The organism is Anaeroplasma sp. (assembly GCF_034179385.1).
Classification (GTDB): Bacteria; Bacillota_I; Bacilli_A; order Acholeplasmatales; family Anaeroplasmataceae; genus Anaeroplasma.
Genome location: NZ_JAXFPY010000120.1, coordinates 12,506 through 38,570 on the forward strand (window position 1 = coordinate 12,506; position 26,065 = coordinate 38,570).

Below are 26,065 nucleotides of genomic sequence, written 5' to 3' on the forward strand. Positions count from 1 at the left end.
GAAGCCTCCTATTTAAACTGTGTACCTACACCCTCATCAGTTAATACTTCAATTAAAATGGAATGTGGAACACGTCCGTCAATAATTACTACGTTGTTTACACCACGACGAATTGCTTCCTCGCAGCATGCAACCTTAGGTAGCATACCGCCATCGATAATGCCTTGCTTTGCAAGCTGCTTAATTTCAGAAACATTAATCGTTTGCATTAAAGAATTTGGATCATTCTTATCCTTAAGCACACCCTTAATATCCGTCATAGCGATGAATTTTTCTGCATCTAGTGCACCAGCAATTCTTGCTGCTGCTGTATCTGCATTAATATTATATAAATTACCATTTTTGTCAAAGCCAATGGTAGAGATTACTGGAATATAGCCTAAGGTTAAGGAATCTAATATGATATCTGTATTAATTTCTGTAATTGTACCTACATACCCAAGCATAGGATCATTCGGTTGTGCCTCAATCATACCAGCATCAACACCAGATAATCCAATTGCCTTACCACCAGCCAGATTTAGCTGATTTACTAGGTTTTTATTTAGCTTTCCAGCAAGCACCTGAGTAACGATATCCATAGTTTCACCATCCGTTACTCTAAGTCCATTTACAAATTCGCTTTGCTTATTTATTTTCTTAAGCATAGAAGATATTTCAGGTCCACCACCATGGACTAAAACAACCTTCATACCTAAGGAGGATAGCATAACAACATCCTCCATAACTAATCTTTTTAAATTCTCATCAACCATGGCATTTCCGCCATACTTGATGACCATAATTTTATCCTTATATTTTAAGATATAAGGTAATGCCTCACTTAATATCTTAGCACGCTCTTCTAAAGTTACCATTAGCTTCTATAGTCACCATTAATCTTAACATAATCATATGTAAGATCGCATCCAAATGCTTGGGACTCTCCTTCCCCATCATTTAAGTTAATCTCAATTGTGATTTCATCTTCAGATAATATTTCCTTCGCAAGCTCTTCAGAGAATGGAATACCACTTCCATTCTTACATACAGGTATAATACCCTTATTGCTTTTGAATTCTACATCAACCTTTAATACATCAACATCTGCCTTAGAATATCCTATAGCACATAATACTCTACCCCAGTTTGCATCACTACCAAACATAGCTGCCTTAAGTAGGCTTGAGCAGATGACGCTTTTTGCAACAATTTTTGCATCCTCAATGGTTTTTGCATGTGTAACATGAGCAATAAGTAGCTTTGTTGCACCCTCACCATCCTTAGCCATAGCTTTAGCTAAATAGATCGTAATATATTTTAATACATCCTTAAATTCAGCATAATAATCATTCTTTTCTGTAATCTTTTCATTACCTGCAAGCCCATTTGCCATAATCGATACCATATCGTTTGTAGATGTATCTCCATCTACAGATAGCATATTAAAGGAATCGGAGGTAGCCTCCTTTAAGGCCTCCTCTAAAAGATTAGCACTAATCGAAACATCGGTTGTAATAAAGCATAGCATTGTTGCCATATTCGGGTGAATCATACCAGATCCCTTAGTCATAGCACCGATATGACAAACCTTATTTCCTAAGTTGAATTCAACGGCAATTTCCTTCTTCTTTGTATCGGTTGTCATAATACCCTGTGCAGCTAAATCTGCGTGAGAATCTGTATCACCCAATCCCTTAACTATTTCAGGGATTCCTGTTTTAAATGGTTCAAGTGACATAGGAAGGCCAATAACTCCTGTAGATGCCACAATGACATCCTCAGGTGCAATATTTAATTCCTTCGCTAGGATTTCGCAGGAGGATTTCGCAATAAAAATACCATCTTGATTGCAGGTATTGGCATTACCACTATTACATAGCATTGCTTGTGCATAACCATCATTTAAATTTTCTTTTGTAACATAAATTGGTGCACCCTTAACTAAATTGGTCGTATATACAGCAGCTGCAGTAGCCTTCTTTTCTGAATAAATTAAGGATAAATCAATCTTTGATTTATTTTGACGTATTCCTGCATGTATACCATTTGCAGTAAAGCCCTTTGGTGCAACAACACCACCAGTAATTATTTTCAAAATAAAACCTCCTATACATTAAGGCTTGTCTTAGGATCAAGCCCAAGCATTATGTTCATACATTCCATTGCAGCTCCAGATGCACCCTTACCTAGGTTATCTAGACATGCAGTAATGTTAATTCTTTCTTCATTTCCAGAAACATAGATTTCTATATAATCCTTACCACATAAATGATTTGCAGATAAGAATCCATCCTCTGTTCCCTTTTCATCAAATGGCATAACCCTGACAAAATCCTGATTTTGATAATAATTCTCTAATAAATCATGAACAATTTTAGGATTATATTCTCCATTTAAACCATCCACATAAAGTGGAACCGTAACGAGCATACCCTCTAAAAAGTCACAAACATATGGATTAAATAATGGCTTTTGCATTAAGCCTGGGATTTCCTGCATTTCCTTTAAATGCTTATGGTTTAATCCCATGGCATATAATCTTGGAGCATCGAATTCCTGCGGTCTATTTTCACCCTCATATAATGCAATACCTTTTTTACCAGCTCCAGAATAGCCAGATATCGCATTTACTGCAAATGGATAATCCTTTGGTGCAATACCAAGCTTTACTAGTGGATATACTATAGACATGAATCCTGAGGCATAGCAGCCTGGGACTGCAACCCTTTTTGATTTCTTGATTTTTTCCAAAAAATCCTGTCCAAGTTCTGGAAATCCATAAGCCCAATCTGGATTTGTTCTATGTGCAGTAGATGCATCTATAATTCTTGTTTTATCATTTGTAACTAATCCTACTGCCTCTATTGCAGATGCATCAGGCAAGCATAGGAATGTGATATCAGAATTATTGATATATTTCTTTCTTTCCTCTAAATCCTTTCTTTTATTCTCAGGAATTAGCATAAGCTCAATATCTGTTCTTTTGGCAAGCCTATCATATATTCTTAGGCCTGTTGTTCCTTCCTTACCATCGATAAATACCTTATATTTCATATTAGCTCCTTAAAGCCTTTATTTGTGCTTCTACAGATTCAATTGCAGAAGCTCCCTGGCTTGTTCTTTTGAAAGTACATCTTTCAATATCGATTTCTGGATAAACATCCATATCAAATAAAGTAGAATATTCCTTAAATACCTCTAAAGGAACATCCTCTAAAACTATATTCTTATCAATACAGTAAGCAACTAAGGACCCAGAAATCTTATATGCATCTCTAAATGCCATACCCTTTTTAACTAAATAATCTGCTAAATCGGTAGCATTAATAAAGCCCTTCTTAGCCGCATTTCTCATATTTTCTTTATTTACCTTAATGGTTTCAAGCATTGGCTTAAAAATCTTTAAGCATTGGTTTAGAGTATCTAAGGAATCAAAGATAGCCTCCTTGTCTTCCTGCATATCCTTATTATATGCAAGTGGAATACCCTTAAGCATAGTAAGTAATGTAATTAAATCACCATAGACTCTACCCGTTTTACCTCTTACAAGCTCAGCAATGTCTGGGTTTTTCTTTTGGGGCATGATAGATGAGCCTGTAGAATAGGCATCATCAAGCTCAATGAATTTAAATTCCCAGCTACACCATAAAATGATTTCCTCACTAAATCTAGATAAATGCATCATAGCTATAGATGCGGCCGATGCAAGCTCAACTGCAAAATCTCTATCGGATACACCATCGAGTGAATTTAATACAATTCCATCAAAGCCAAGCTCATCTGCAGTCATACATCTATCGATAGGGTATGTTGTACCTGCAAGCGCACATGAGCCTAAAGGAGAATAATTCATTCTTCCCTTAGCGTCCATAAATCTTTCGATATCTCTTTTTATCATGAATGCATAGGCAAGTAGATGATTTGCGAAGGTAATAGGCTGTGCACGCTGAAGGTGTGTATAACCAGGCATTACCGTAGACTTATGCTTTTCCGTTAAATCAATAATCGTATTTAATAATGCATTTAAATTTTGAATTGTAGAATCTGCCATATCTCTTAAATGTAATCTTACATCTAAGGCAACCTGGTCATTTCTACTTCTTGCCGTATGTAATCTTTTTCCAACCTCACCAATTCTTTTGGTTAATTCAGCTTCAACAAACATATGAATATCCTCAGCCTCAGGATCAAGCATAAGCTTACCTTCTTCTATATCGGATAATATATCTGCAAGAGTATTTATGATGAGGATAGAATCCTCTTTTGAAATAATTCCCTTTTCCCCAAGCATTCTTGCGTGAGCCATAGAGCCTGTAATATCATCCTTAAACATAACTCCATCAAAGGAGATTGAGGAATTAAAATCATTTACTTCTTTCTTTTCTTCTTTTTGAAATCTTCCAGCCCACATTTTTGCCATAGGGATTACCTCTTACTTTCTTATTTTTTTATCTTTTCATTAACCAAAGCCTGTACTCTTACAGGAAGTCCAAATAGGTTAATGAAGCCAGCTGAATCCGCTTGGTTATATGCACCACCATCATCATCGAAGGATGCAATATCCATATTGTGTAATGTATATGGAGATGTAATTGATGCAGGGATTATATTACCCTTATATAATTTAACCTTTACATCACCAGTTACAACCTCTTGTGTCTTATCTACAAACGCACTAATTGCCTCTCTAAGTGGTGTATACCATAGTCCATTATAAACTAAATCTGCAAATTTATCTGCAACAGTCTTCTTAAAATGAGATGTTTCCTTATCTAATGTAATAGATTCTAATAATTCATGAGCCTCATATAAGATAGTTCCACCTGGAGTTTCATAAACACCACGGCTCTTCATACCAACTAATCTATTTTCAACGATATCGATAATACCTACACCATTTCTTCCACCAATCTCATTTAATTTCCAAATAAGATCTACAGAATCCATTTCCTCACCATTTACCATAGTTGGAATACCCGCCTCAAAATGAATCGTTACATATTCAGGCTTATCTGGAGCTTCCTCAGGTGATACACCAAGCTCTAGGAAGCCTGGCTTATTATATTGTGGCTCATTTTTAGGATCCTCTAAATCTAGGCCCTCATGAGATAAATGCCATAAATTCTTATCTTTAGAATAATTGGTTTCTCTTGAAATCTTAAGAGGAATATTATGAGCTTCTGCATAATCGATTTCCTCATCTCTCGATTTAATATCCCACTCTCTCCATGGAGCGATGATTTTCATATTTGGAGCGAATGCCTTAATGGTAAGCTCAAATCTTACCTGGTCATTCCCCTTACCTGTACAGCCATGGCAAATGGCATCTGCACCCTCAGCTATTGCGATTTCAGCAATTCTTTTTGCGATGATAGGACGAGCAAAGGATGTACCTAATAAATATTTTTCATATTTAGCTCCAGCCTTCATTGTAGGATAAATAAAATCCTCAACGAATTCCTTATTTAAATCCTCAATATATATCTTAGATGCACCGGTTTTAAGTGCCTTCTCCTCTAAGCCCTCAAGCTCTGATTTTTGTCCTACATTACCAGAAACACAAATAACCTCACAGTTATCATAATTTTCCTTTAGCCAAGGAATAATAATGGAAGTATCCAAACCTCCAGAATATGCTAAAACAACCTTCTTAATACCTTTTTTCATTTTCAAATTCCTCCTTAAAATCCATTTTAGCAGAAAAAAAGTCTCTTTCAAAGAAAGAGACGCATATAAGCGCGGTACCACTCTAATTGCTAAATAACATTTAGCCACCTCAAAATCCCTTAAAGCGGGGAACTTTCCTCTAAAGAAACGCGTTCAGCATTTTTACTTATCCTGCTTCCACCCACCAGGACTCTCTATAAAGGCTTATTAGCTTACTCCTTTTCTTATCACAGAAGACTCCCTTGAGTAATAAAAAAAGGACTATATTAGTCCCATTTTTATTTGGGGCTAATAATTATGAATCTAAGGCTTAGTCCCATAATTATACTCAAGTTTATTTTATTAAACTATCTTTGCTAGGGGTATCTATTAAGGAACCGGCCCAAAATAGATACTTCTATTATAATCCTATAGACATATATGTCAATATGAAATAAGAGGTTAAAACGTTTTCAAACTGTGTTATTTAAACATTTAAATCATTATTTTTCCGAATTATATATATTAAATAGGATTAAAAGCGAAATTTTCAACCATATTCTTTTTTTATATGGATTTCATAACCCCTTTGTGATACAATACTTCCGGTGATAAAAATGGATAATTATTTACAGAAAGCTTATTGCATGAATCAAACCGTAAGAATCTATGCAGCAATCACTACAGATATTGTTAAGCATGCGGAAGAAATATTCAATCTTTGGCCAACAAGCTGTAGTGCACTTGGTAGAGTCTTAACGATAGCTGCAATTATGTCATGCACATATAAGAATGATGATTATTTAACTATAAAGGTATTAGGAGATGGACCAATCGGTAAAATTATCGTTGGTGCAAACGATGGTAAGGTTCGAGGATTCTGCGAAAACCCTGGAGTAGATTTAAGATACAATGACGGAAGACAGGCAGTCGCTATGGCAGTTGGAAATGGTCAAATTGAGGTCATCAAGGATTTACATATGAGAGTGCCATTCTCTTCTTCATCAGAAATTATTTCCGGTGAGATTGCAGAGGACTTCACCTATTATTTTGCGAAAAGTGAGCAAATCCCATCCTCTGTTGGTCTTGGTGTATTATTCGATAAGGAAGCTAAGGTTAAGGCTGCAGGTGGCTTCCTAATTCAGGTAATGCCTGGATGTAAGGAAGAATATTTACAAAAATTAGAAGAGAAGCTTGCCAATTTAAAGAGCTGCTCTACCATGATCGATTTAGGATATTCTGCAGAGGATATCATCAATGAAATTACGGATGGGGATTACCAATTGCTTGAAACTAAGGAATTAAAATACGAATGTACATGCTCTAAGGAAAGATTTGAGCGTGGACTATTATCCTTAGGTAAGGATGAGCTTCAAGCAATGATTGATGAGGACCATAAAGCAGAGATAAATTGTAATTTCTGCAACAAAAAGTATGTTTTTTCGGAAGACGATTTAAAAAATTTAGTTTTAAAGCTTAAAAAATAAGCAGTCGTTTTTTTGAAGTTGTTTCTAGTTTTTAAAGTTTGTCAAAAGTGGCAAACTTTTTCTTTTTTTGTAAAACATATAATGCAATTAAATTTTGAAAGTGCATTATATTGCAAAATTTTAATGCTTTTATCGCATTTCAAACAAGATGAATAGATTCTGTCTATTTTCTTATAAATTTTAGGAAACTGACGCTAAAAGTAAAAGAGACTTACTCACAAATAAATGAGTGTGTGGCTTTGATTTATCAACAAAGAACAATACTTATTATTGAGGGAAAAATGATATATTAGCAGTCCCTACAATATTTACAAAAATGCAACATAATTCTTTTCATTATTTTTTCGTAAAATCAAAGGAAATTTTCATCTTTTACACGCTTCTTTCATATTTATTTCGCTGTTATTCTATGGTACAATTAACCAAAGGAGTTTTTTTATATGAAAATAAAATTTATTTTATTTCCATGTCTAATTGGTTTAATAACTTTAGCCTCTTGTAACAGCAATACAAAGGATACTACCAAGACGACTAAGGAAGATGAGGCGCCCACCACTTCTATAGAGGTGCCAACTACTACTTTCATAGAGACTTCAACTGGCATTGAAACTACTACAGTTGAAACAACCACTACGGAAGAACCATCATCTGGTGTATCCAATGGTGGATCATACGAAGATGATGATGAATGGAAAGAATTACATACCTAAAATTTTTGGGTAAAAAAGACAAAAAGGAGAACAAAGCATGAAAAAATACGAAAGACCGGAAATTAAAGATATCAAAATAAATTTAGAAGACATCATTGCTGTATCTAACAATGGTTCTACTAGTGGCGGAGGATCTAGTTCGCTATCCGATTTATTCGGTGGCAAGTAGGAGGTAGTCTATGAAAAAGATTAAATCTATTATCCTGTTTTCAACTGTATTTGCTGCAGCTGGGATTAGTTGTGCTGCAGTAAATGCAAGTGCATCTTATGCAGATACAATAGGCGTATCTCTTGAGCAACAAGAGAATACTGAGGGAGATAAAATTCGTTTTATCAGTACAATGACTCCAGTAACGGATTTGACATCCATTACAAAGATCAATCTAAACTTCACTTTATCTAAAGCAGGAGAGGCTACAAAGAATGCTAGCATTACTACTACTTCTGTTTATGATGAGGTTACAGGTACAAATGGCAAGAATAAAGTATCTAATACTTATTATTCCGTTTATACATTAACAGATTTAGCGGAATATCAAGGATGGAAGCTAGGTACAACATTTGAGTATTTCTATGCTGACTCAACAACAGAAACCACAAATACTGTATACTATGATATTCCAGAAAAATTTAGTGTGACATTAGGCAGTGGATCATTTGAAGAATCTTCCTCTATTGCTGATTGCTTCACTGCAAGCTCCATTGAAGATGGTAACATCTTCCATGCATGGAACTGGCACATGTCCGTGATTGAAGAAAATTTACAAAATATAAAGAATGCAGGTTATACTGCAGTTCAAACATCACCAATGCAGCCTCAAAAGGATTACTATGAAGGTAACACAGCCAAGGACGCATGGTGGAAGCTATACCAACCACTTGGCTTCGTCATCGCTCCAGATACCTGCCAAAATGCAATTGGTACAAAGTCTGATTTACAATCTATGGTTACTAAGGCACATAATATTGGACTAAAGGTAATCGTAGACGTTGTTGCAAACCATTTAGCTGGTAGCAATACAGAGTTATCCTCTGGCGTTTCAGATTATGAGCCAACCATCTATGGTACGAATGGTACTATTGCTGGGGGAGCTAAGCTTCATTCAGAGACATCTAATAATGCATCAGATAGTTCTCATACAACAAATGGTGCGATTGGTTTACCAGATTTAAATACTCATGATTCTCATGTTCAGCAAAGAGTATTATCTCTATTAAAGGAATACATTGACTTAGGTGTTGATGGTTTCAGATTTGATGCTGCTAAGCACATTGAAACAGATAACTCTTCTGAACCATGTGGTCCATCACAGTTTTGGCCTACTGTAGTTGGTGGTGCAAGAGAATATGCAGAAGGCAAGGGTCAAGAAATTTATTGTTATGGTGAAATCCTAAATGGTTGTGGAAATGGAAGATCCTATGATTGGTATATTCCATACATGGATGTTATCGCAAATGAGTGTGGAAACAATTTAAGAGCAGGCTTTAACAGTGGAACTGCTTCTGCATCTAGCTCTTATACCCCAACAAGCTATGAAAGTGGAGAAAACTGCATCGTTTGGGCTGAATCGCATGATACATATGCAAATGATCAGCATGAATCTCCAGATACATCTATTTCTAATATCAACAAAACTTATGCAATCATGGGTTCTAGAAATGGTGCTAAGGCGTTATATTTAGCAAGACCTACAGATACTGCTGGTACTTCTGCATGGATGAGCTGCCAAACTAAGCTTGGCGCTAAGGGCTCTGATGCATATAAACTAGCAGAGGTAGCTGCTGTAAATAAATTCAGAAATTATTGGGGAACTCAACAGGAATATTTAGCAAATAATTCTAACTTTGCACAAGTAGTACGTTATAACGATACTGAATCAGGTATGGTATTAGTAAATGCCTCCTCTGGTACCTCTGTATCTAGCGTTTCTGTACCTGATGTTATGAAGAATGGTACATATCAAGATTTAGTTTCCGGGAATACATTTACTGTTACAGGTGGTAAGGTATCTGGTGAAATGGCACCTTGTGGAATCGCAGTATTATATTCTGGAGGGTATGGTAGTCTATCTATCGAAGATGACATTGAGGATTCCTTCTATACTGCAACGACTACTGCTACATATACAATTAAAAATGCGGTTTCTGCAACATTAGAGGTTGATGGTAAAACATATAACATTACTTCTGGTGCTACATTAACCTTCGGTAATTCTATGGCTGAAATGGATACTCTTCCAGTTACCATTAAGGCTTTGGATATCAACGGTACTGAAACAACGAAAACATTTGTTTATACAAAAACTAAAGCTCCAAATGTTTATACAGTTACATTGACAAAGCCTGAAGGATGGGAAAATACTATTTATGCATATATGTATGGTAGTAATGATAAGAACGCTACATGGCCTGGTAAGGCAATGACTCAAGATGGTGATACTTATTCTATTACATATACTTCCTTCGAAGATTATGAGAATATCATCTTCAGTGATGGTACATATCAATCTGAGGAATTAAAATTAGATTACACAAATGCTTCTTATAAAGCTCAAGCAGTAACTGCTACACATTTCAAAAATTCAGCTGGTTGGTCTAATGTTTACGCATATATTTGGAATAATACGACTTATGATAAGGTTGCTCAATGGCCAGGTATTGCAATGTCAAAGGATTCTACTGGATTATATGCAGTAGCTTATAATGTAGGCTATGACCGTATCATTTTCAATAATGGTAATACACAAAATGTTGTACAAACTTCTGAGTTGGTATACAATGAATATATTTCAACATATGATTTTTGTAATTCAAAATATATCTATTATTACAATATCGTTAAAAATACTTGTTCTTCTCACTCCTTTGATTCTGGTGTAGTAACCGCTCAACCTACATGTGAGGTTACAGGTGTAAAGACTTATACATGTGCAAATTGTGGTTCTACATATACTGAATCTATTCCTGCATTAGGTCATGATTATGATTATGCAAGCGAGCCTACTTGGACTTGGATTGGCTTTAGCCAGGCTACTGCTTCCTTCACTTGCAAGAGAAATGTATCTCATAAGGATACAGTAAATGCAACAATCACAAGTTCAGTAGTTGGAACTACAACTACTTATACTGCGTCTGTTACAGTAGGCGGCCATACATATACGAACCAAAAGGTTGATGATGGTTCTCATACACATACATACACTCATGTAGAAGCAAAGGCTGCAACATGCGGGGTTACTGGTAATTTAGAATATTATTATTGCGCAGATTGCAACACATATTTTGATGCAAGCTACCATGAAACTACACTAGAGGCATTAACGATTCCGAAGACGAATAACCATACCTTCGATGAGGGAGTAGTTACTCCTCCAACAAGAATTCAAGATGGCTCTGTAACCTATACTTGTATAGAGTGCGAAAAGGAAAAAACATTAACCATTGATAAGCTTGGAACATCAAGAGTTTATTTAACAAATAGTCAAGGCTGGACCGATGTATTTGCATATATTTTTGAATCTGGTTCAGGCGTAGTTGAAATATGGCCTGGAATTAAAATGACCTATTTAAAGAATAATGATATGGGTCAAGGCATTTATTATATTGATTATAATGTAACTCCAAATTCCTATATTGTCTTTAATAGTGGCAACGGTAGCCAAACGATTGATATTCCTGTAGATATAACTACAACAAATGCATATTATATTAGTGATGCAAATTCAGAGGGTAAATATACCGTAGGTACTTGGTCCTATTATGATGTTCCTGCATCGAATCTAGACAATCATAACTGGGATTTAGGAGTTATTACTAAGGCTCCTACTTGTACTCTACCAGGACATAAGACCTATACATGCTTAGATGATTTATGCGATGAAACTAAGGTTGAAATTCTTCCTCCAAAGGGTCATACATGGGATAGTGGAGTTGTAACAAAGGAACCAACAGAATCTACTACAGGTATGATGATCTATACCTGTACAGTATGTAGCGAAACTAAGCTTGAGGCCATCCCTACACTTTCTCATACCCATAATCCATCTACTCCTACTTACACATGGAGTGAGGATTATCTAAGCTGTGAAGCAGAAATTACATGTACTATTTGTGATGAGGTTTTAGAATATGAATCTATTGCCTGTGATGTTACTGTTACAAAGGAATCTACATGTAAGGTTCATGGTACAAAGGTATTTACTACAAGAGGATTCGTAAATACTAATTTTACAGAACAAACAAAGACAGTTGAAATGCCTTACAGAGATCACCAAAAGGTAGTAACAATAGAAACTTTAGATACTACAAAATATTATGTAGTAACTTGTTCTGTTTGTGGAATAGAATTAGAAAGAAAGGTGCTAGGTGAGGCTTCCTCTTCTGAATCTCAACATTCCCACACTTGGGTTCAAGGAACTGTAGTTGCTCCAACAAGAACTACAAATGGTAGTGTAAAATACACTTGTAGCGATTGTAATGAAACGAAAACATTAACTATTGATAAGATTGGAACAACTAGAGTTTATTTCACAAATAACTATGGGTGGTCTACTGTTTACGCTTATATTTATAATTCGGGCAATGACCGATTAAATCCATGGCCTGGAATGAAAATGAGCCTATATGGCAAAAATTCTAATAATGAGGATGTATATTATATCGATTATGATGTTTCTGCTTATACCTATGTTGTTTTTAACAATAGTACTGGTACACAAACTGTAGACATCACAGTCGATAAAACGACAACAAATGCATATTACATTAGTGGTGGTTCTGGAATTTCTTGTACCGTAGGTACATGGATGCAATATGAAATACCAGCTCCTTGTGTAAATCATGTATGGGACGATGGTGTTGTAACAGTCGCGCCTACAGAGGCCTCTACAGGCATAAAGACATTTACTTGTACCATTTGTGGTGAGACCAAAACTATAGTTTTACCTAAGATTGGTCATACACATACTCTTGCAACGGACTATTCCTTCTCAACAACTACACATTGGATGGAATGTGTAGACTGTCATGAAAGAATAAATGAGGTAGCCCATGAATTTGAATTCATCAATGAAAATGATAATTATTATCAATTATGTAACGTTTGTGGATATTTAGAGGCAATTACCATCAATGGCTTAAAATTACATTATCATAGAGCTGATAATGATTATTCTACATTTGATACAATCCATGTTTGGGCTGATGGCCTTGAGGGTGCTCAGTACAAAATGACAAGTACAGATTCTTATGGTATTTATTACACATTTACTCAAGCAGAGATTCTTGGTGCAGATAACTTTGGTGTAATTATTAAAAAGGAAACCGATTGGAGTAAGGATGGTACAAATAAATACTTTAAGCTTTCTGATTTAAAGAAGGAAGCTGATGGCTATTTACACGTATATTTCGTTGGTGGTTCTTCTGGTGTATATTCTTCTATTGCTGAAACCGTTGGCGCAAATATAAGCTATTTCAATTTCTACCAAGACCAAGAAGATAATCAATTCTATATGAATTTTGGATTAGCTTCTCCTTCAATCAATTGGAAGATTTTAAAGAATGGTACAGAATTCATTCATTCAGGATCCTCCTCTTCCAATTTAACTTCAAATACTCCTACATACGTAGCATATAACTTTGGTTCTACAATGCCAAATGTAAATGATGTATATCATCTAGAGGTTACATTTGCAAATGGTAAAGGTAGTGCTAAGGGAAATATGATGTATTTATATTCTACATCTCGCTTCGAAGCTACCTATGGATTTGATGGTGAGCTTGGCGCAATCTATTCAAAATCCAGCACAACATTTAAGGTTTGGAGTCCAATTTCAACTTCCATGAAGTTAAGAATTTATGAAACAGGTACTCCATCCTACCTAGGTGGAAATGATACGTATACAGAATACGATATGACCTTAGGCACTAAGGGCGTATGGAGTAAGACTGTAACTGGTGATTTATCTGGTAAATATTATACCTATGTCGTTTCTAATTTCATGTATGATAGCCAAGAGCTTGTTGACCCTTATGCAAAATCTGCAGGTGTCAATGGACTTCGTGGTATGGTTGTTGATTTTGAATCTGTAAACCCAGAGGGCTGGGATTCCATTCAAACATTAGACATTAACCCTGGTGATTTAGCTGTTTATGAGGCACATATTGCCGATTTAACATCCTCTTCTACTTGGGGTGGTAATCCATTATTAAGTAAAACATATTTAGGCTTCTGTGAGGAAGGTACAACCTATACTCAAGATGGTACAACGGTGACTACAGGCTTTGATCATATTAAGGAATTAGGCGTCAATGCAGTTCAATTACTTCCAATCTTTGATTCTGCAAATGATGAGGTAAATCCATCCTTCAACTGGGGCTATAACCCATTAAATTACAATGTACTTGATGGTTCTTATTCTAGAAATCCATATGATGGATATGAAAGAATTAGAGAATTCAAGACATTAGTAATGAAATATAATCAGGCTGGCATTACGATTATCATGGATGTTGTATTCAACCATGTAAGTGATGCAATGACATCAAACTTCAATTATCTAATGCCTGGGTACTACTTCCGCTATGTAAATGGTTATATGGCAGATGGATCTGGTTGCGGTAATGAGACATGTAGTGAGCGTATCATGATGAGAAAGTTCATGATAGATTCTACAGAATTCTGGGCAAAAGAATATAAGCTTGGAGGCTTCCGCTTCGATCTAATGGGAATCCATGATATTGGAACTATGGATGCTTTAGCATATAACCTTCAAACAAATGTAAAATCGAATATTGTCGTATATGGTGAGCCTTGGGCAGCTGCAGGTATTGATTATGCTGGTGCTCCATTATGTAGCTTATCCAATTATGGCTCTTGGGAGCACTTCGGTTGCTTCAACTCAACCATTCGTGATGCTGTATTAGGTAGCGTATCGAATTCCAATACCTGGGGTTGGGTAAATGGAAGCAGCGACCACGGTAGTGATATTTATGCAATTCAAAATGGTGTCATGGGCTTTATTGGTGATGATAGATCGAATAATATTCCATACACAGTATCCTATGTTTCCTGCCATGATAACTATAACATTGCTGATGGTCTTGCAACAAATAATATCACTGGTCAAAACGCAGCGAAGATGTCAACACTTGCCAATGCGTTAGTATTAACAAGCCAAGGCATTTCCTTCATCCAGGAGGGTGAGGAATTCCTAAGAGATAAGGATGGCGAGCATAATTCCTATAATTCAGGTTATGCTGTAAATGACTTAGATTATTCATTAAAGATTACTTATAACAATATGTTCCAAAATTACAAGAAATTATGTCAATTAAAGACTTCTGGTAATATTACATTACCTGCATCATCTTGTTCTAGTGTAAGAAATAGTATGACTTATGATCAAACAAATCTATCTTACTTCTACTATGATATTGAAACATCTAATGGTACATATAGAATTATTCATCATAATGGATATGATTCTACTGCTACAGTAGATTTAAGTGGATATACATTATATTTAGATACCTTAGGTAAATATTCTTCCGTATCTGGAAATACAACAATTTATCCATATCAAACCATCATTGCTTATAAAGCAAATTAATAGATTAAGGCAATAGCCGTATGGTTATTGCCTTTTCTTTAGCAATAAAAAAGAGAGAAACATTTCTCTCCTAATCAAAATTATCTTTAATTTCTTGTGTTTTTGTCCCGTAAAGGATATCTTCTTTAAAGGCTTGAAATACCTTAGCTGTAACCTCACTATCGTTAAACGCGTCATGAACCTGTATATCTTCATTATCATAATAAATTTGAAATAACTTAAATAAGCCTGGGTCATTTCTTAATTCATAATGCGATTTAATCAATTGACATAAATTCACATATCTTGTTTGATTCTTTAAGGATGGAACATTATGTAATAAATAAGAATCATTTAAAACTAAGATATCATTCTTACCATAAACGACGATAGCTGGATTATATTTTTTAATGATTCTTTTAAAATCATTATAGAAGGTTAAATAAGGAATTTGATTTTCAATGAATTCCTCATTGGTAATACCTAAGAACTTCTCTGCTCTTTTCGATAAGGTCTTTGTAATCATAGGCTCGATGAAATTTCTATATCTCATAAGCTCCTCACCATTCTTATTAAAGATGATAAAGCCAGCCTGAATAACCTCTGTTCTAAAGCCTTTACCCTTAAAATTATAAGGAGGCATCGTCATTTCTAAATCTAAGAACATAGTATTATCTAAGCTACCTAAGAATTCATATAGACTCGATGTAATATCCTTTTTATCATAATAAACTATATGATCATATAATCCTTCTGCCTCTAAACGATTTACAAAGGAAATTACATAAGCTAAATATGGACCTCTTCTAGTGGTTTTTTCTTCATCATATTCTAAATCAATCCAATTCCCTACATATAAATATCTTTTAAAAACATTCATCTGTGAATTTTGGAAATAAAAGAATTCTATCTTTTTATATTTTTTAATGCCGATAATTTTATTATCGAGCTCAATCATATGAATTAATCCACGGATTCGCAAAAGATATCACCTCCTAGTGGATTGGATTTAAATCTATTTCTTAAAATGTATATACCAAATAATATTATGGCAGCTAAAAGATATAAGAGTGCACAAATAAAGAATAGTATTCTTCTTTCATCTACAGGAAGGGAATAATAAATTGCACCTCCAGCCAGTGGGCCAACTACTGCCCCTAAGGACATAAAGGATTGCCTTACCCCCATAATTAAGCCTGGTGCTATTTTTATATTTTCTTGAATGAAAGAAACACTTCCGGATTCAATAATTGCCTTAGACATAATATATACCATTAATACGGTATATATCATATAAATTAAATAATCCTTATTTATGGCGAAGGTTATTACAATAGATATTGTGCCTAATATTGCAAATAATATAATGGATACAATAGACTTTAATTTCTTTAATAATATTGGAGTAATTAAAATATTCGTTATAAGTGTTGCGATACCTATAATTAAATTAAATAATCCAAGCTCACTTGAGGTTTTGCCTATATCTGCATAATAATAATCTAAATATCTTTGCATATTTGTAAAAACTACATTGAATAATGTTAAGCAAATCAAGAAGATAATACTCCAAAGTCCAATCTTTGAAACATTCTTAATATTCTTAATAAAATTGGATCTTTTTTGATTTTCATTATATAGCTCTTCATCCGTGAGCCTAAAGAAGAAAAATAGAATTAAGCCAAAAATAGATAGCGATATTGCCTGAATATATAATACCCATTGGTAGCTATTTAAGTTTCCACCTAAGGTATCACCTAAGACTCCACCAATATAGGACCCTAAGGAAGAACCAACTAGATTAAAAGATAATACCATAGGTATTAATCTTTTCATATCAAAGCCTTTAAGTCCCCTAGAGGTATCTAAAAAGCTTATGACAGATACCATTAATCCTGCGCTAAAACAGCCACTAAAGAATCTTGCACATATAACCAAATATATATTATCTAAAAAGCCAAAGAATACCTGCCCTATAGAATATCCTATAGAACAAATAAGTAATACAATTCTTCTTCCATATTTATCTCCAAATGAGCCCCATAGGGGTGCAAATATAAGCATTCCTAAGCTCATTACAGAAAAGAATATAGAAAATGAATATTCTATAAAGCCTCTAGCTTTAACTAAATATGGAGTTACTGGATGACCTAAATTTGTAAGTATGCCTATGAATAATGAGGTAATTACAATAGTGATATATCTAGGATAGCTTCTCATTTTTTAACTGAGATGGCTATTCCATCTCCTACCTCAAATAAAGTAGAATCAAAATCCTCTTTAGCTAATAATTCATCATGAAATTTAGCCATTTTTCTTATAATACCTCTAACCCCTCTAGAATAGGATTTGTATTCCTCTTCATTATCTAATACCTCAACTAAGCCATGGAATTCCATGTTATCACATACAACAACACCATGGGTAGATAATAGTGGAGTATATAAATTAAAGAATTTCATATATTGAGCTTTTGCCGCATCAATGAAGATTAAATCAAAGGTATTATCCTTAACTAAATCATATGCTTCTAAAGCATCCTTAAAAATAATGTGAATTTTATCACTTAAATTGGCTTTTTTTACGTTTTCTATAGCTTGGTTATACATTTCCTCATTTCTTTCAATCGTATAAACTATAGAACCTAAAACGGATGCCATTCTTATGGCAGAGTATCCAATAGCACAGCCAATTTCTAATATTTTTTTAGGTCTTTTTATTCGAATGATCGACTCAAGCATAGCAAGGCCATCATCTTGAATAATAGGTACATCATGGGATATAGCATACTCCCTTAATTCTTTATCTAAATCGCTAAAGGTAAGATCATTTGTAGGCTTTCTATCATTAATGTTGGCATTCACCACAACCACCACATTCCTCATCCGAACTGCAGCCACTACAGCCACTACAGCCAGAGGAACAAGAATCCTCCATGCTAGAAGCATAATCATTTAATAGCTCCTCAAGCATTTCCCATTCTTCATCAGACTCAATTCTCTCTAGGCTTCCCTTACCATTATCCTCTGGATGATAAATTGCTGCAGAAGCACTTGCCTCTCCTCTTACTTGGAATACTACGTAATCCTTATTAAATTCTTCTGAATGATAGGTGAATAAAATATCACATAGGATTTCTTTTCCGTCATCCTGAATTAATGTTAATGTACGATCTTGCATAATTCTTCTCCTTAAAAAGATTTTTTATCTAGATAGTTTTGTAAAATGACTACGGCAGCCATTTCATCCTTCTTTTCATGTCTATCTTTTCTTCTTACATTTGCAGAAATCATAGCCTTATCTACAATCACTGTAGTTAATCTTTCATCCATTAAAACAACCTTAATATCCGATCTTTTTTCAATTTCCGCTTTAAAATCAAAGGAGATTTGGGCTCTTACACCCTCATCTCCATTCATATGCTTAGGAAGTCCAAGTACAACAATACTTACCTTCTCCTTCTTACATATATCGATTGTATATTCAATTGCCTTTTCATAATCATCGTCATAAAATCTTAGTGTATCATACGCTCTTGCAAGTATTCCCATTTCATCCGAAATGGCAACCCCTAAGGTTCTAGACCCTAAATCAAGACCAATATACTTCATTATTTTAAGAATTCCTTAACGTGCTCTAATGCATCAAAAACCTTAGAGGAATCTCTTCCGCCAGCCTGAGCTAGATCCTTCTTTCCTCCACCACCGCCTCCGGTGATCTTTGTTGCTTCCTTAACGATTTGGCAAGCATCGTATGGAGCGTTAGCTGCACATACGAAGGTAACCTTAGCACCATCACAGGATGCAAGTAATACAACATTTAAGCCCTTATTATTTCTTAAGGCACATGCCATATCCTTAATAAGGTTTGTATCCTTAACATCAACAGTAGTAAATAGCTTATCCCCTATGATTAGGCTATCGAACTTCTCTAGACTCTTTAGGGCAGATTGGCTCTTCTTTTGGTTGTATTCCTTTTCTAAGTCCTTTACACTATTTAAAGCTTTAGAAACCTCTTCTCTTAAGGCTAAAATATATCTATAGCCCTTAAGGTTAAGCTCCTTCTTTTCATAATTAAAGAATAATTCAATACCCTCATTCTTTGCAGACCTAATAATATCTTCTGCCTTAGCTAGGATTGTATTTAGGGTATTTTGAATATTTTCTGTAGATTTTACTAATAATTCATGTGCATTTGCACCTGTTACAGCTGTAACACGGAATACACCAGAACCAATAGATTCAACCGATGCAATCTCAAAATCGATGATCTCAGAGGTATTCGATACATGAGTACCTGCACAGAATTCCTTTGAAATATCCATATCAACAACTCTTACCGAAGACCCATATTTTTCACCGAATAATGCCATAGCGCCAAGCTTCTTAGCCTCTTCAATAGGTAATACTAAAGTCTTTACAGAATGTGCTTCCTTAACATAGGTGTTCACTAAATCCTCAACAGCTAATATTTCATCATCCGTTAAAGATTGATAATTATTGAAATCGAAACGACAATAATCGCTACATACCTGAGAACCCATTTGGTGTACATGATTACCTAATACATGCTGAAGTGCAGCTTGTAGTAGGTGAGCACTAGAGTGATTCTTTCTAGTTAAATCTCTATTCTCCTTATCGACAATTGCCCAGATGATATCTCCAACCTTAAATGGACATTCCTTTACACCTAAAACATGTAGGTGCTGTCCATTAGGCATTTTAATAACATCAACAACAGGAATATCACCTAAAGTACCCTTATCCGATAATTGTCCACCACTAAATGCATAAAATGGCGTTTCATCTAATACTACTGCATTACCAAATACAGCAATAACCTTAGCTTTATGATTTGTTGCATCATAGCCTGAGAAGCGAGATTCTTTTTTGAAGTTTAAGAATTCCTCATTCTGTCCTCCCATAGACTCCTCATCCTTACGTGCATTTCTTGCACGCTCCTTTTGTTCCTTTAAATATGCCTTATAGCCCTCTTGGTCCACGGTTAAGCCCTTTTCCTCTGCATATTCAATGGTAAGCTCAATTGGGAAGCCATAGGTATCATATAATGTGAATGCATCCGCTCCAGAAATAACCTTTTTATCCTTAGATGCTTCTGCAATTAATGCAAATCTCTTTTCACCGTCGGCTAAGGTCTTTAGGAATTGCTTTTCCTCTGCAGTAATTACTTGCTTAACAATTTCCTTCTTTTCGTGTAAATATGGATAATATGGATCCATAATCTTAATTACAACATCGACAAGAGTAGACATAAATGGCTTATTAATGCCTAAGGATTTTGCATATTTAGAAGCTCTTCTTAATACTCTTCTAAGCACATATCCTCTACCTTCGTTCGATAATGTTGCACCATCAGCTACCGCAAATGTTACTGTTCTTACATGGTCAGCAATAACCTTAAATGCCATTTGACCTTCATATTTTACGCCAGAGATTTCCTCAGTCTTTTTAATGATTGGCATAAATAAATCTGTATCATAGTTTGTATCTACACCCTGCATAACGCAGCATAATCTTTCAAGACCACATCCTGTATCAATATTCTTAGAAGGTAGCTCCTTATAATTTTCTCTTGCTACACCCTCTTTAGAATTAAACTGTGAGAATACGATATTCCAAATTTCAATGAATCTATCGTTTTCAATATCATCACGAATTAATTCAGGGCCTCTCTTATCATATTTTTCACCACGGTCGTAAAACATTTCTGTATCGGGACCACATGGACCCTCACCAATTTCCCAGAAATTGCTATCCAGTGGGATTAAATGGTCTTCCTTAACACCATGGCTCATCCACTCACGCTTAGCATCTAAATCCTTAGTGTAATATGTGATATATAATTTATTTGGGTCAAAGCCAAACCACTTCTCGCTGAATAATAATTCTGAGGCAAAGGCGATCGCCTCACTCTTAAAATAATCTCCAATAGAGAAGTTACCAAGCATTTCAAAGAAGGTATGGTGTCTTGCAGTCTTACCTACATTTTCAATATCGTTTGTACGAATGCACTTTTGTGCATTTGTAATTCTTGGGTTTTCTGGAACCATTGTACCATCAAAATATTTCTTTAATGGTGTTACACCCGCATTGGTCCATAGTAATGTTGGATCATTGTGTGGGACTAGGGATGCAGATGGCTCTACACTGTGTCCTTTTGATTTAAAGAAATCTAGCCACATTTGGCGAATTTCACTTGAAGTCATATATTTCATAGACTCTTACCTCCATTAAGCACCCTATAGGCGCTTTACAACATTTTGATTATATCAAAAAAGGGTTTCAATAGCAATAACAAACCCGAAAGTAAAACATAGTTTTAAGTAAAAGCAACATAATTAAAAAAACATTTCTCAAAATGTGATTATTCCTTTTCATAAAATGCTGTGATACAATCCTATTGAATAGCAAAAATGAATTCAATACTTAAGGAGAATCTATGACATTTTATGCTTTTTCAAAAATAATGAAACAAAAAAGAATTGAATTTGGGTATAAGCAAAAGGAAATGGCTAAAAAAATACCTACCCAAATTATAAGATATAATCGCATTGAAAATGGTTCTTTAGAACCATCCTTCATTGAGCTTCAAGCGATTTGTAGAATTTTAAAGCTGGATTTAACAGAAATTTTAGAATTAAAAAAGCCTATGGAGGATAATATAATTATCTTCGATTAGGCTTATTTTTCCATGAAGGAATATGGAGTTATTTCTTCCATATCATATTCACCAAAGGTATCAAATGGGATATCCTTATCGAATATTTTATTTTCTAATTCGCTAGAGATTTTATTGGATAATCTTGGGGTTAAATAGGTTTGCCTTAAATAATCCATATCGTGAATCGCTTTTTCTAGGGACTCAGTTTTACCAAGAAGAATCAATTTTTTCTTCGCTCTAGTCATTCCTGTATAAATAATCTTCTTTTTAAGCATTATTTGATAGGATGGCAGTATGGGCATAATGACATTTAGAAATTCAGAACCCTGCGATTTATGTATAGACATACAATAGGCTAAAGTTAAATTTTCTATATCGGATGCCATGTAGGTTATGATTCTGCCATCAAAATCGATGAGCATTGCATCCTTTTCGTCTATCTTAATGATATCTAAGATTTTACCGATATCTCCATTCATTATTTCATGAACGGAATCATTTTTAAGCTGTAAAACCTTATCATTTTTCTTAAAAATCTTAAAATCTCTTTTTAAGATTTTTTCTTTTTCTTTATTATATTCTTCTTGAATAAAGCTATTGATTGCATCAATTCCTGCATTACCTGCATACATTGGCGCAAGGATTTGAATACCAGATTGTAAATCTCCACCATTAGCTAAATAAGCATCTAAAAGCTTTTTCAGCCTAGGAATTGTCGATGAAACGTCACTATTATAAAAGAATACCTCTTTTTTATTATTGAATATCTTATAATCGATTCTTTCCGATAAAACCATATGGGATAAGGAAATAATATCGGAATCCTTTGCCTGACGCATAATCTGATTTAGCTTTGTTGTAATAAATACATCCGATTGAATTAAATCATATAAAACATTACCAGGACCTACGGATGGTAATTGGTCCTTATCTCCAACTAAAATGACTTGGCATTTATCCTGTAATGCTGTAAATAGACTCATCGTAATGGATATATCCATCATAGATGCCTCATCGACAATCAGTAGGGAATATGCCATTTTGGAATCCTCATTATAACTAAAATCGCCATCAAAATTGTACCCTAGTGCCTTGTGAATGGTAGAAGCCTTATATTTTGTTGTCTCCGTCATTCTTTTGGCAGCTCTACCTGTTGGGGCAACCATACATACCTTATAGCTAAATTCATCGGATTCGATAGATAGGCCATTTAATTTTGCATATACATGTAATATACCATTTAAAATGGTAGATTTACCTGTACCAGGCCCACCAGTAATTATAGATAATTTATTTAAAATAGAGGTAAGTATAGCCTCCCTTTGCATAGGAGTATATTGAATATGTAACAATCCTTCTACATATTTTATTGCATCGAAAACCTTCTGTTCTGGGTATTTTTTTATTTTCCCTTTAGAAAGTCTTAAAATAGCTTCAGCTGTTTTTACCTCACATTTATGTAAGTAAGCATCAAAATATTTATTGTCCTCTAATACTATTTTTTTATTTCGAACTAAATCATCTAAAATAGGCTTTAAATCGTTACCGTTAATTTCACCATTTAATAATCTTATGACTGAATTAATTAATTGCTCTTCTGTTAAAAAGGTAAAGCCCTGCTGGTAGCATACCTGATTTAGGGTATAAAAAATAGCTGCAGATAATCTTTTAGGATCATCTTTCATCATCCCTAAGTTTAATGCAAGGTTATCACATTTTTTAAAGCCAAAGCCCTCAACCTCAGTAATTAAGCAATAAGGATTCTCTTCTACTTTATTTGCAGCAGAAACCGAATAGGTATTATATAATCTTTCTACCATTTTTGCGGTTAGCCCAAAGCCAAAAAGGCGGATAAATACCTGCTCCGTTGCATAATTATCCTTTAATGTTTGATATAATACCTCTATTTTTGGCTTAGTCATTCCATAAACCTTTTTTAAGACTTCTTTATCCTCTAGAATTTTACTTATGCAATCAAGCCCTAATTCATCAACAATATTGGATGCAAGCTTAGGACCTATACCATAAAATTTATCACTAGACAAATAATGAATTAACCCTTCTTTAGAAAAAGAATTGCTCTTAGAATAAGACTCAACAAAAAACTGCTCTCCATATTTAGGGTGTTTTTTCATTTTGCCTACAAATTCATAAGATAGTCCATCCTCTAAATGTGGAAACGAACCAACAATAATCAAAATAGTATCATCCTCTTGTACAAGCTCACAAACCTTATATAGGGAATCTTGGCTTTCATATATGTAATTTCTAATATAACCAGATACTACTTTTCTTTCTTCCATTAATATTTTCTTCTTTCCTCATTCATATATACTTCATCAATGATAGCTCCACCTAAGCAGACCTCACCATCATATAAAACAACAGCCTGTCCTGGCGTAACCGCTCTGACATTGTCATAATATACTTCAATTTTATTCCCAGGAAGCTTTTTAATTGTAACCTTATTATCACTTTGGCGATATCTGAATTTAGCGCCATATTCCTTGCCATCCTCTGGAATATCACAAATCCAATTGCAGCTAGATGCAATACAATGGTTCGATAATAAATATTCACTATCATGACCCTGACCAACTAAAAGCTCGTTCTTCTCTAAATCCTTACCACAAACAAACCATGCCGCATTATCAAAATCATGGTTGCCACCTATACCTAGGCCCTTTCTTTGCCCGATGGTATAATACATTAAGCCATCATGACTTCCTACTACCCTACCATCTAATGTAACCATATCGCCTGGTTGGCTTGGTAAATAATTTTTTAAGAATTGATGGAAATTTCTTTCTCCAATGAAGCAAATACCTGTAGAATCCTTTTTATCTGCAGTATATAAATTTGCCTCCTTCGCAATAGCTCTAACCTCTTTTTTCGTTAAATCTCCAACAGGAAATATTGCATGTCTTAATTGCTCTTGAGAGATTTGGCATAAGAAATAGCTTTGATCCTTAGAAGAATCTATTCCTCTTAATAGATAGCTCTTATCCTTTTCATGTCTTACTCTTGCATAATGCCCCATCGCAATGTAATCTGCACCTAGGGTAGAGGCATGCTTTAGAAATGCATTAAATTTAATATATTTATTGCACATAATGTCTGGGTTTGGCGTTCTACCAGATTTATATTCATTTAAAAAATAGGTAAATACAGTATCCCAATATTCCTCAATGAAATCGATGCGGTTTAGCTTAACTTCTAATTGGTCAGCAACCTTTTTTGCATCCTGATAGTCCTTTTCCTGTGGACATACATCAAGATTGATATCTGGATTACCTAATACATCATTATTTGTTGCTGAATCCCAGTTTCTCATAAACATAGCTTCAACATCATATCCTTGATCCTTTAAAAGCTTTAAAGCTACAGAGGAATCTACTCCTCCAGAAAGGCCTAAAATTACCTTCATAATTCAACATCTCTTCTTTCGTATCTCATTATAGCATAAGGCTTTTCCTTTATCTATGAAAACTTTTTGAAAAATTTTGAAAAAATCTTTACTTTTTCATGAAAATGATTTACAATATAAATCCTTCAGAGGTGATACCCCTGAAGTATCACTTCTGATTTATATAAATTTGGAGGTGAACACATAATGTTAAAACTATTGAAGGCAGCAGCTATTTACTTCGAAGGTTGGTTTTGTTTACCATCTGAACAGCAGTTATAATAGCTAAGTCCAATCTTTGCTAGATCTAGAAGACTATAAACTCTTATTTATCTGCCAGGTCCAATTCTTTTCAGTATCTAAATGACCTTAAAAACTTTTATTTATACTGACGCATATCCATAAAAGCTTTGTGTGGTGCAACTCCACAAATGGATGCCAAAACACAGCCAAAATATTTTTTCAAAAAAGACAAAAAAGTTGTTGACATAGAAAAATATTTTGGTATAATTGTTACTGCAGTTGCAAAAAGCAGCAAAAACACATGGACTGTTAGCTCAGTTG

18 protein-coding genes are annotated in these 26,065 nt (G+C 34.6%); 5 read left to right on the forward strand and 13 right to left on the reverse strand.

Features of this window, described 5'->3' with window-relative positions; genetic code table 11:
- Positions 1 to 8 precede the first annotated feature (8 nt).
- Genes argB through SPJ17_RS08340 form a run of 5 tightly spaced genes read right to left on the reverse strand, consistent with a single transcriptional unit; the run spans position 9 to position 5,649 of the window.
- The gene (argB, locus tag SPJ17_RS08320; protein WP_321094661.1) at positions 9 to 857 is read right to left on the reverse strand and encodes an acetylglutamate kinase; all 849 of its coding nucleotides are present in this window, start codon (positions 855 to 857) and stop codon (positions 9 to 11) included.
- On the reverse strand, positions 857 to 2,077 hold the full coding sequence (gene argJ, locus SPJ17_RS08325) for a bifunctional ornithine acetyltransferase/N-acetylglutamate synthase (protein ID WP_321094663.1): 1,221 nt from the start codon (positions 2,075 to 2,077) through the stop codon (positions 857 to 859). The genes argB and argJ overlap by 1 nt, the downstream gene beginning before the upstream one ends.
- A gap of 11 nt (positions 2,078 to 2,088) precedes the next feature.
- Positions 2,089 to 3,036 (reverse strand): N-acetyl-gamma-glutamyl-phosphate reductase, encoded by a 948-nt coding sequence (gene argC, locus SPJ17_RS08330; protein WP_321094666.1) that lies wholly within the window; start codon positions 3,034 to 3,036, stop codon positions 2,089 to 2,091.
- 1 nt (position 3,037) lies between these two features.
- Positions 3,038 to 4,402 carry an argininosuccinate lyase gene (gene argH, locus SPJ17_RS08335; RefSeq protein WP_321094669.1) on the reverse strand — a complete coding sequence of 455 codons (1,365 nt, stop codon included), beginning with the start codon at positions 4,400 to 4,402 and terminating at the stop codon, positions 3,038 to 3,040.
- A 20-nt stretch (positions 4,403 to 4,422) separates the two neighbouring features.
- Entirely contained in the window at positions 4,423 to 5,649 is a 1,227-nt protein-coding gene (locus tag SPJ17_RS08340; RefSeq protein ID WP_321094672.1) for an argininosuccinate synthase, read from the reverse strand.
- A gap of 596 nt (positions 5,650 to 6,245) precedes the next feature.
- Between SPJ17_RS08340 and hslO the strand changes: the two genes are divergently transcribed.
- The 4 genes from hslO to pulA all read left to right on the forward strand — a co-directional run bounded on the left by hslO (position 6,246) and on the right by pulA (position 15,435).
- Positions 6,246 to 7,115, forward strand: a complete 870-nt coding sequence (gene hslO, locus SPJ17_RS08345; protein ID WP_321094674.1) for an Hsp33 family molecular chaperone HslO — start codon at positions 6,246 to 6,248, stop codon at positions 7,113 to 7,115.
- A gap of 440 nt (positions 7,116 to 7,555) precedes the next feature.
- Complete coding sequence (locus tag SPJ17_RS08350; RefSeq protein WP_321094676.1) at positions 7,556 to 7,825, forward strand: hypothetical protein; 270 nt, start codon at positions 7,556 to 7,558, stop codon at positions 7,823 to 7,825.
- 37 nt (positions 7,826 to 7,862) lie between these two features.
- Complete coding sequence (locus SPJ17_RS08355; RefSeq protein WP_321094678.1) at positions 7,863 to 7,994, forward strand: hypothetical protein; 132 nt, start codon at positions 7,863 to 7,865, stop codon at positions 7,992 to 7,994.
- Positions 7,995 to 8,004: 10 nt separating this feature from the next.
- On the forward strand, positions 8,005 to 15,435 hold the full coding sequence (pulA, locus tag SPJ17_RS08360; RefSeq protein WP_321094680.1) for a type I pullulanase: 7,431 nt from the start codon (positions 8,005 to 8,007) through the stop codon (positions 15,433 to 15,435).
- 70 nt (positions 15,436 to 15,505) lie between these two features.
- Here pulA and SPJ17_RS08365 read toward each other — a convergent pair whose 3' ends face one another.
- The 6 genes from SPJ17_RS08365 to alaS are packed head-to-tail and all read right to left on the reverse strand — an operon-like array spanning position 15,506 to position 21,649.
- Positions 15,506 to 16,396: an exonuclease domain-containing protein gene (locus SPJ17_RS08365; protein ID WP_321094682.1), complete on the reverse strand. Its 891-nt coding sequence runs from the start codon at positions 16,394 to 16,396 to the stop codon at positions 15,506 to 15,508.
- On the reverse strand, positions 16,378 to 17,634 hold the full coding sequence (locus SPJ17_RS08370; protein WP_321094684.1) for an MFS transporter: 1,257 nt from the start codon (positions 17,632 to 17,634) through the stop codon (positions 16,378 to 16,380). Before SPJ17_RS08370 ends, SPJ17_RS08365 begins: the two co-directional genes overlap by 19 nt.
- Positions 17,631 to 18,278 (reverse strand): O-methyltransferase, encoded by a 648-nt coding sequence (locus SPJ17_RS08375; protein WP_321094686.1) that lies wholly within the window; start codon positions 18,276 to 18,278, stop codon positions 17,631 to 17,633. Before SPJ17_RS08375 ends, SPJ17_RS08370 begins: the two co-directional genes overlap by 4 nt.
- On the reverse strand, positions 18,262 to 18,594 hold the full coding sequence (locus SPJ17_RS08380) for a DUF1292 domain-containing protein (RefSeq protein ID WP_321094688.1): 333 nt from the start codon (positions 18,592 to 18,594) through the stop codon (positions 18,262 to 18,264). The genes SPJ17_RS08375 and SPJ17_RS08380 overlap by 17 nt, the downstream gene beginning before the upstream one ends.
- Positions 18,595 to 18,605: 11 nt before the next feature.
- Positions 18,606 to 19,025 carry a Holliday junction resolvase RuvX gene (gene ruvX, locus SPJ17_RS08385; protein ID WP_321094690.1) on the reverse strand — a complete coding sequence of 140 codons (420 nt, stop codon included), beginning with the start codon at positions 19,023 to 19,025 and terminating at the stop codon, positions 18,606 to 18,608.
- Entirely contained in the window at positions 19,025 to 21,649 is a 2,625-nt protein-coding gene (alaS, locus tag SPJ17_RS08390) for an alanine--tRNA ligase (RefSeq protein WP_321094692.1), read from the reverse strand. The genes ruvX and alaS overlap by 1 nt, the downstream gene beginning before the upstream one ends.
- A 224-nt stretch (positions 21,650 to 21,873) precedes the next feature.
- Here alaS and SPJ17_RS08395 point away from each other — a divergent pair, with 224 nt between their 5' ends.
- Positions 21,874 to 22,113, forward strand: a complete 240-nt coding sequence (locus tag SPJ17_RS08395; RefSeq protein WP_321094694.1) for a helix-turn-helix transcriptional regulator — start codon at positions 21,874 to 21,876, stop codon at positions 22,111 to 22,113.
- A gap of 2 nt (positions 22,114 to 22,115) precedes the next feature.
- Here the strand turns inward: SPJ17_RS08395 and SPJ17_RS08400 are convergent, their stop codons facing one another.
- Together SPJ17_RS08400 and mnmA are read right to left on the reverse strand one after the other, a co-directional pair.
- Positions 22,116 to 24,398, reverse strand: a complete 2,283-nt coding sequence (locus SPJ17_RS08400) for an ATP-dependent RecD-like DNA helicase (protein WP_321094698.1) — start codon at positions 24,396 to 24,398, stop codon at positions 22,116 to 22,118.
- Positions 24,398 to 25,522, reverse strand: a complete 1,125-nt coding sequence (mnmA, locus tag SPJ17_RS08405; RefSeq protein ID WP_321094701.1) for a tRNA 2-thiouridine(34) synthase MnmA — start codon at positions 25,520 to 25,522, stop codon at positions 24,398 to 24,400. Before mnmA ends, SPJ17_RS08400 begins: the two co-directional genes overlap by 1 nt.
- Positions 25,523 to 26,065: the final 543 nt, after the last annotated feature.

Excerpts from the sequence above, each read along its gene's own strand:
- argB (WP_321094661.1), bottom strand. The coding sequence starts at position 857 with ATGGTAACTTTAGAAGAGCGTGCTAAGATATTAAGTGAGGCATTACCT.
- argC (WP_321094666.1), bottom strand. The coding sequence starts at position 3,036 with ATGAAATATAAGGTATTTATCGATGGTAAGGAAGGAACAACAGGCCTA.
- argH (WP_321094669.1), bottom strand. The coding sequence starts at position 4,402 with ATGGCAAAAATGTGGGCTGGAAGATTTCAAAAAGAAGAAAAGAAAGAA.
- SPJ17_RS08340 (WP_321094672.1), bottom strand. The coding sequence starts at position 5,649 with ATGAAAAAAGGTATTAAGAAGGTTGTTTTAGCATATTCTGGAGGTTTG.
- hslO (WP_321094674.1), top strand. The coding sequence starts at position 6,246 with ATGGATAATTATTTACAGAAAGCTTATTGCATGAATCAAACCGTAAGA.
- SPJ17_RS08350 (WP_321094676.1), top strand. The coding sequence starts at position 7,556 with ATGAAAATAAAATTTATTTTATTTCCATGTCTAATTGGTTTAATAACT.
- SPJ17_RS08355 (WP_321094678.1), top strand. The coding sequence starts at position 7,863 with ATGAAAAAATACGAAAGACCGGAAATTAAAGATATCAAAATAAATTTA.
- pulA (WP_321094680.1), top strand. The coding sequence starts at position 8,005 with ATGAAAAAGATTAAATCTATTATCCTGTTTTCAACTGTATTTGCTGCA.
- SPJ17_RS08370 (WP_321094684.1), bottom strand. The coding sequence starts at position 17,634 with ATGAGAAGCTATCCTAGATATATCACTATTGTAATTACCTCATTATTC.
- SPJ17_RS08380 (WP_321094688.1), bottom strand. The coding sequence starts at position 18,594 with ATGCAAGATCGTACATTAACATTAATTCAGGATGACGGAAAAGAAATC.
- ruvX (WP_321094690.1), bottom strand. The coding sequence starts at position 19,025 with ATGAAGTATATTGGTCTTGATTTAGGGTCTAGAACCTTAGGGGTTGCC.
- alaS (WP_321094692.1), bottom strand. The coding sequence starts at position 21,649 with ATGAAATATATGACTTCAAGTGAAATTCGCCAAATGTGGCTAGATTTC.
- SPJ17_RS08395 (WP_321094694.1), top strand. The coding sequence starts at position 21,874 with ATGACATTTTATGCTTTTTCAAAAATAATGAAACAAAAAAGAATTGAA.
- SPJ17_RS08400 (WP_321094698.1), bottom strand. The coding sequence starts at position 24,398 with ATGGAAGAAAGAAAAGTAGTATCTGGTTATATTAGAAATTACATATAT.
- mnmA (WP_321094701.1), bottom strand. The coding sequence starts at position 25,522 with ATGAAGGTAATTTTAGGCCTTTCTGGAGGAGTAGATTCCTCTGTAGCT.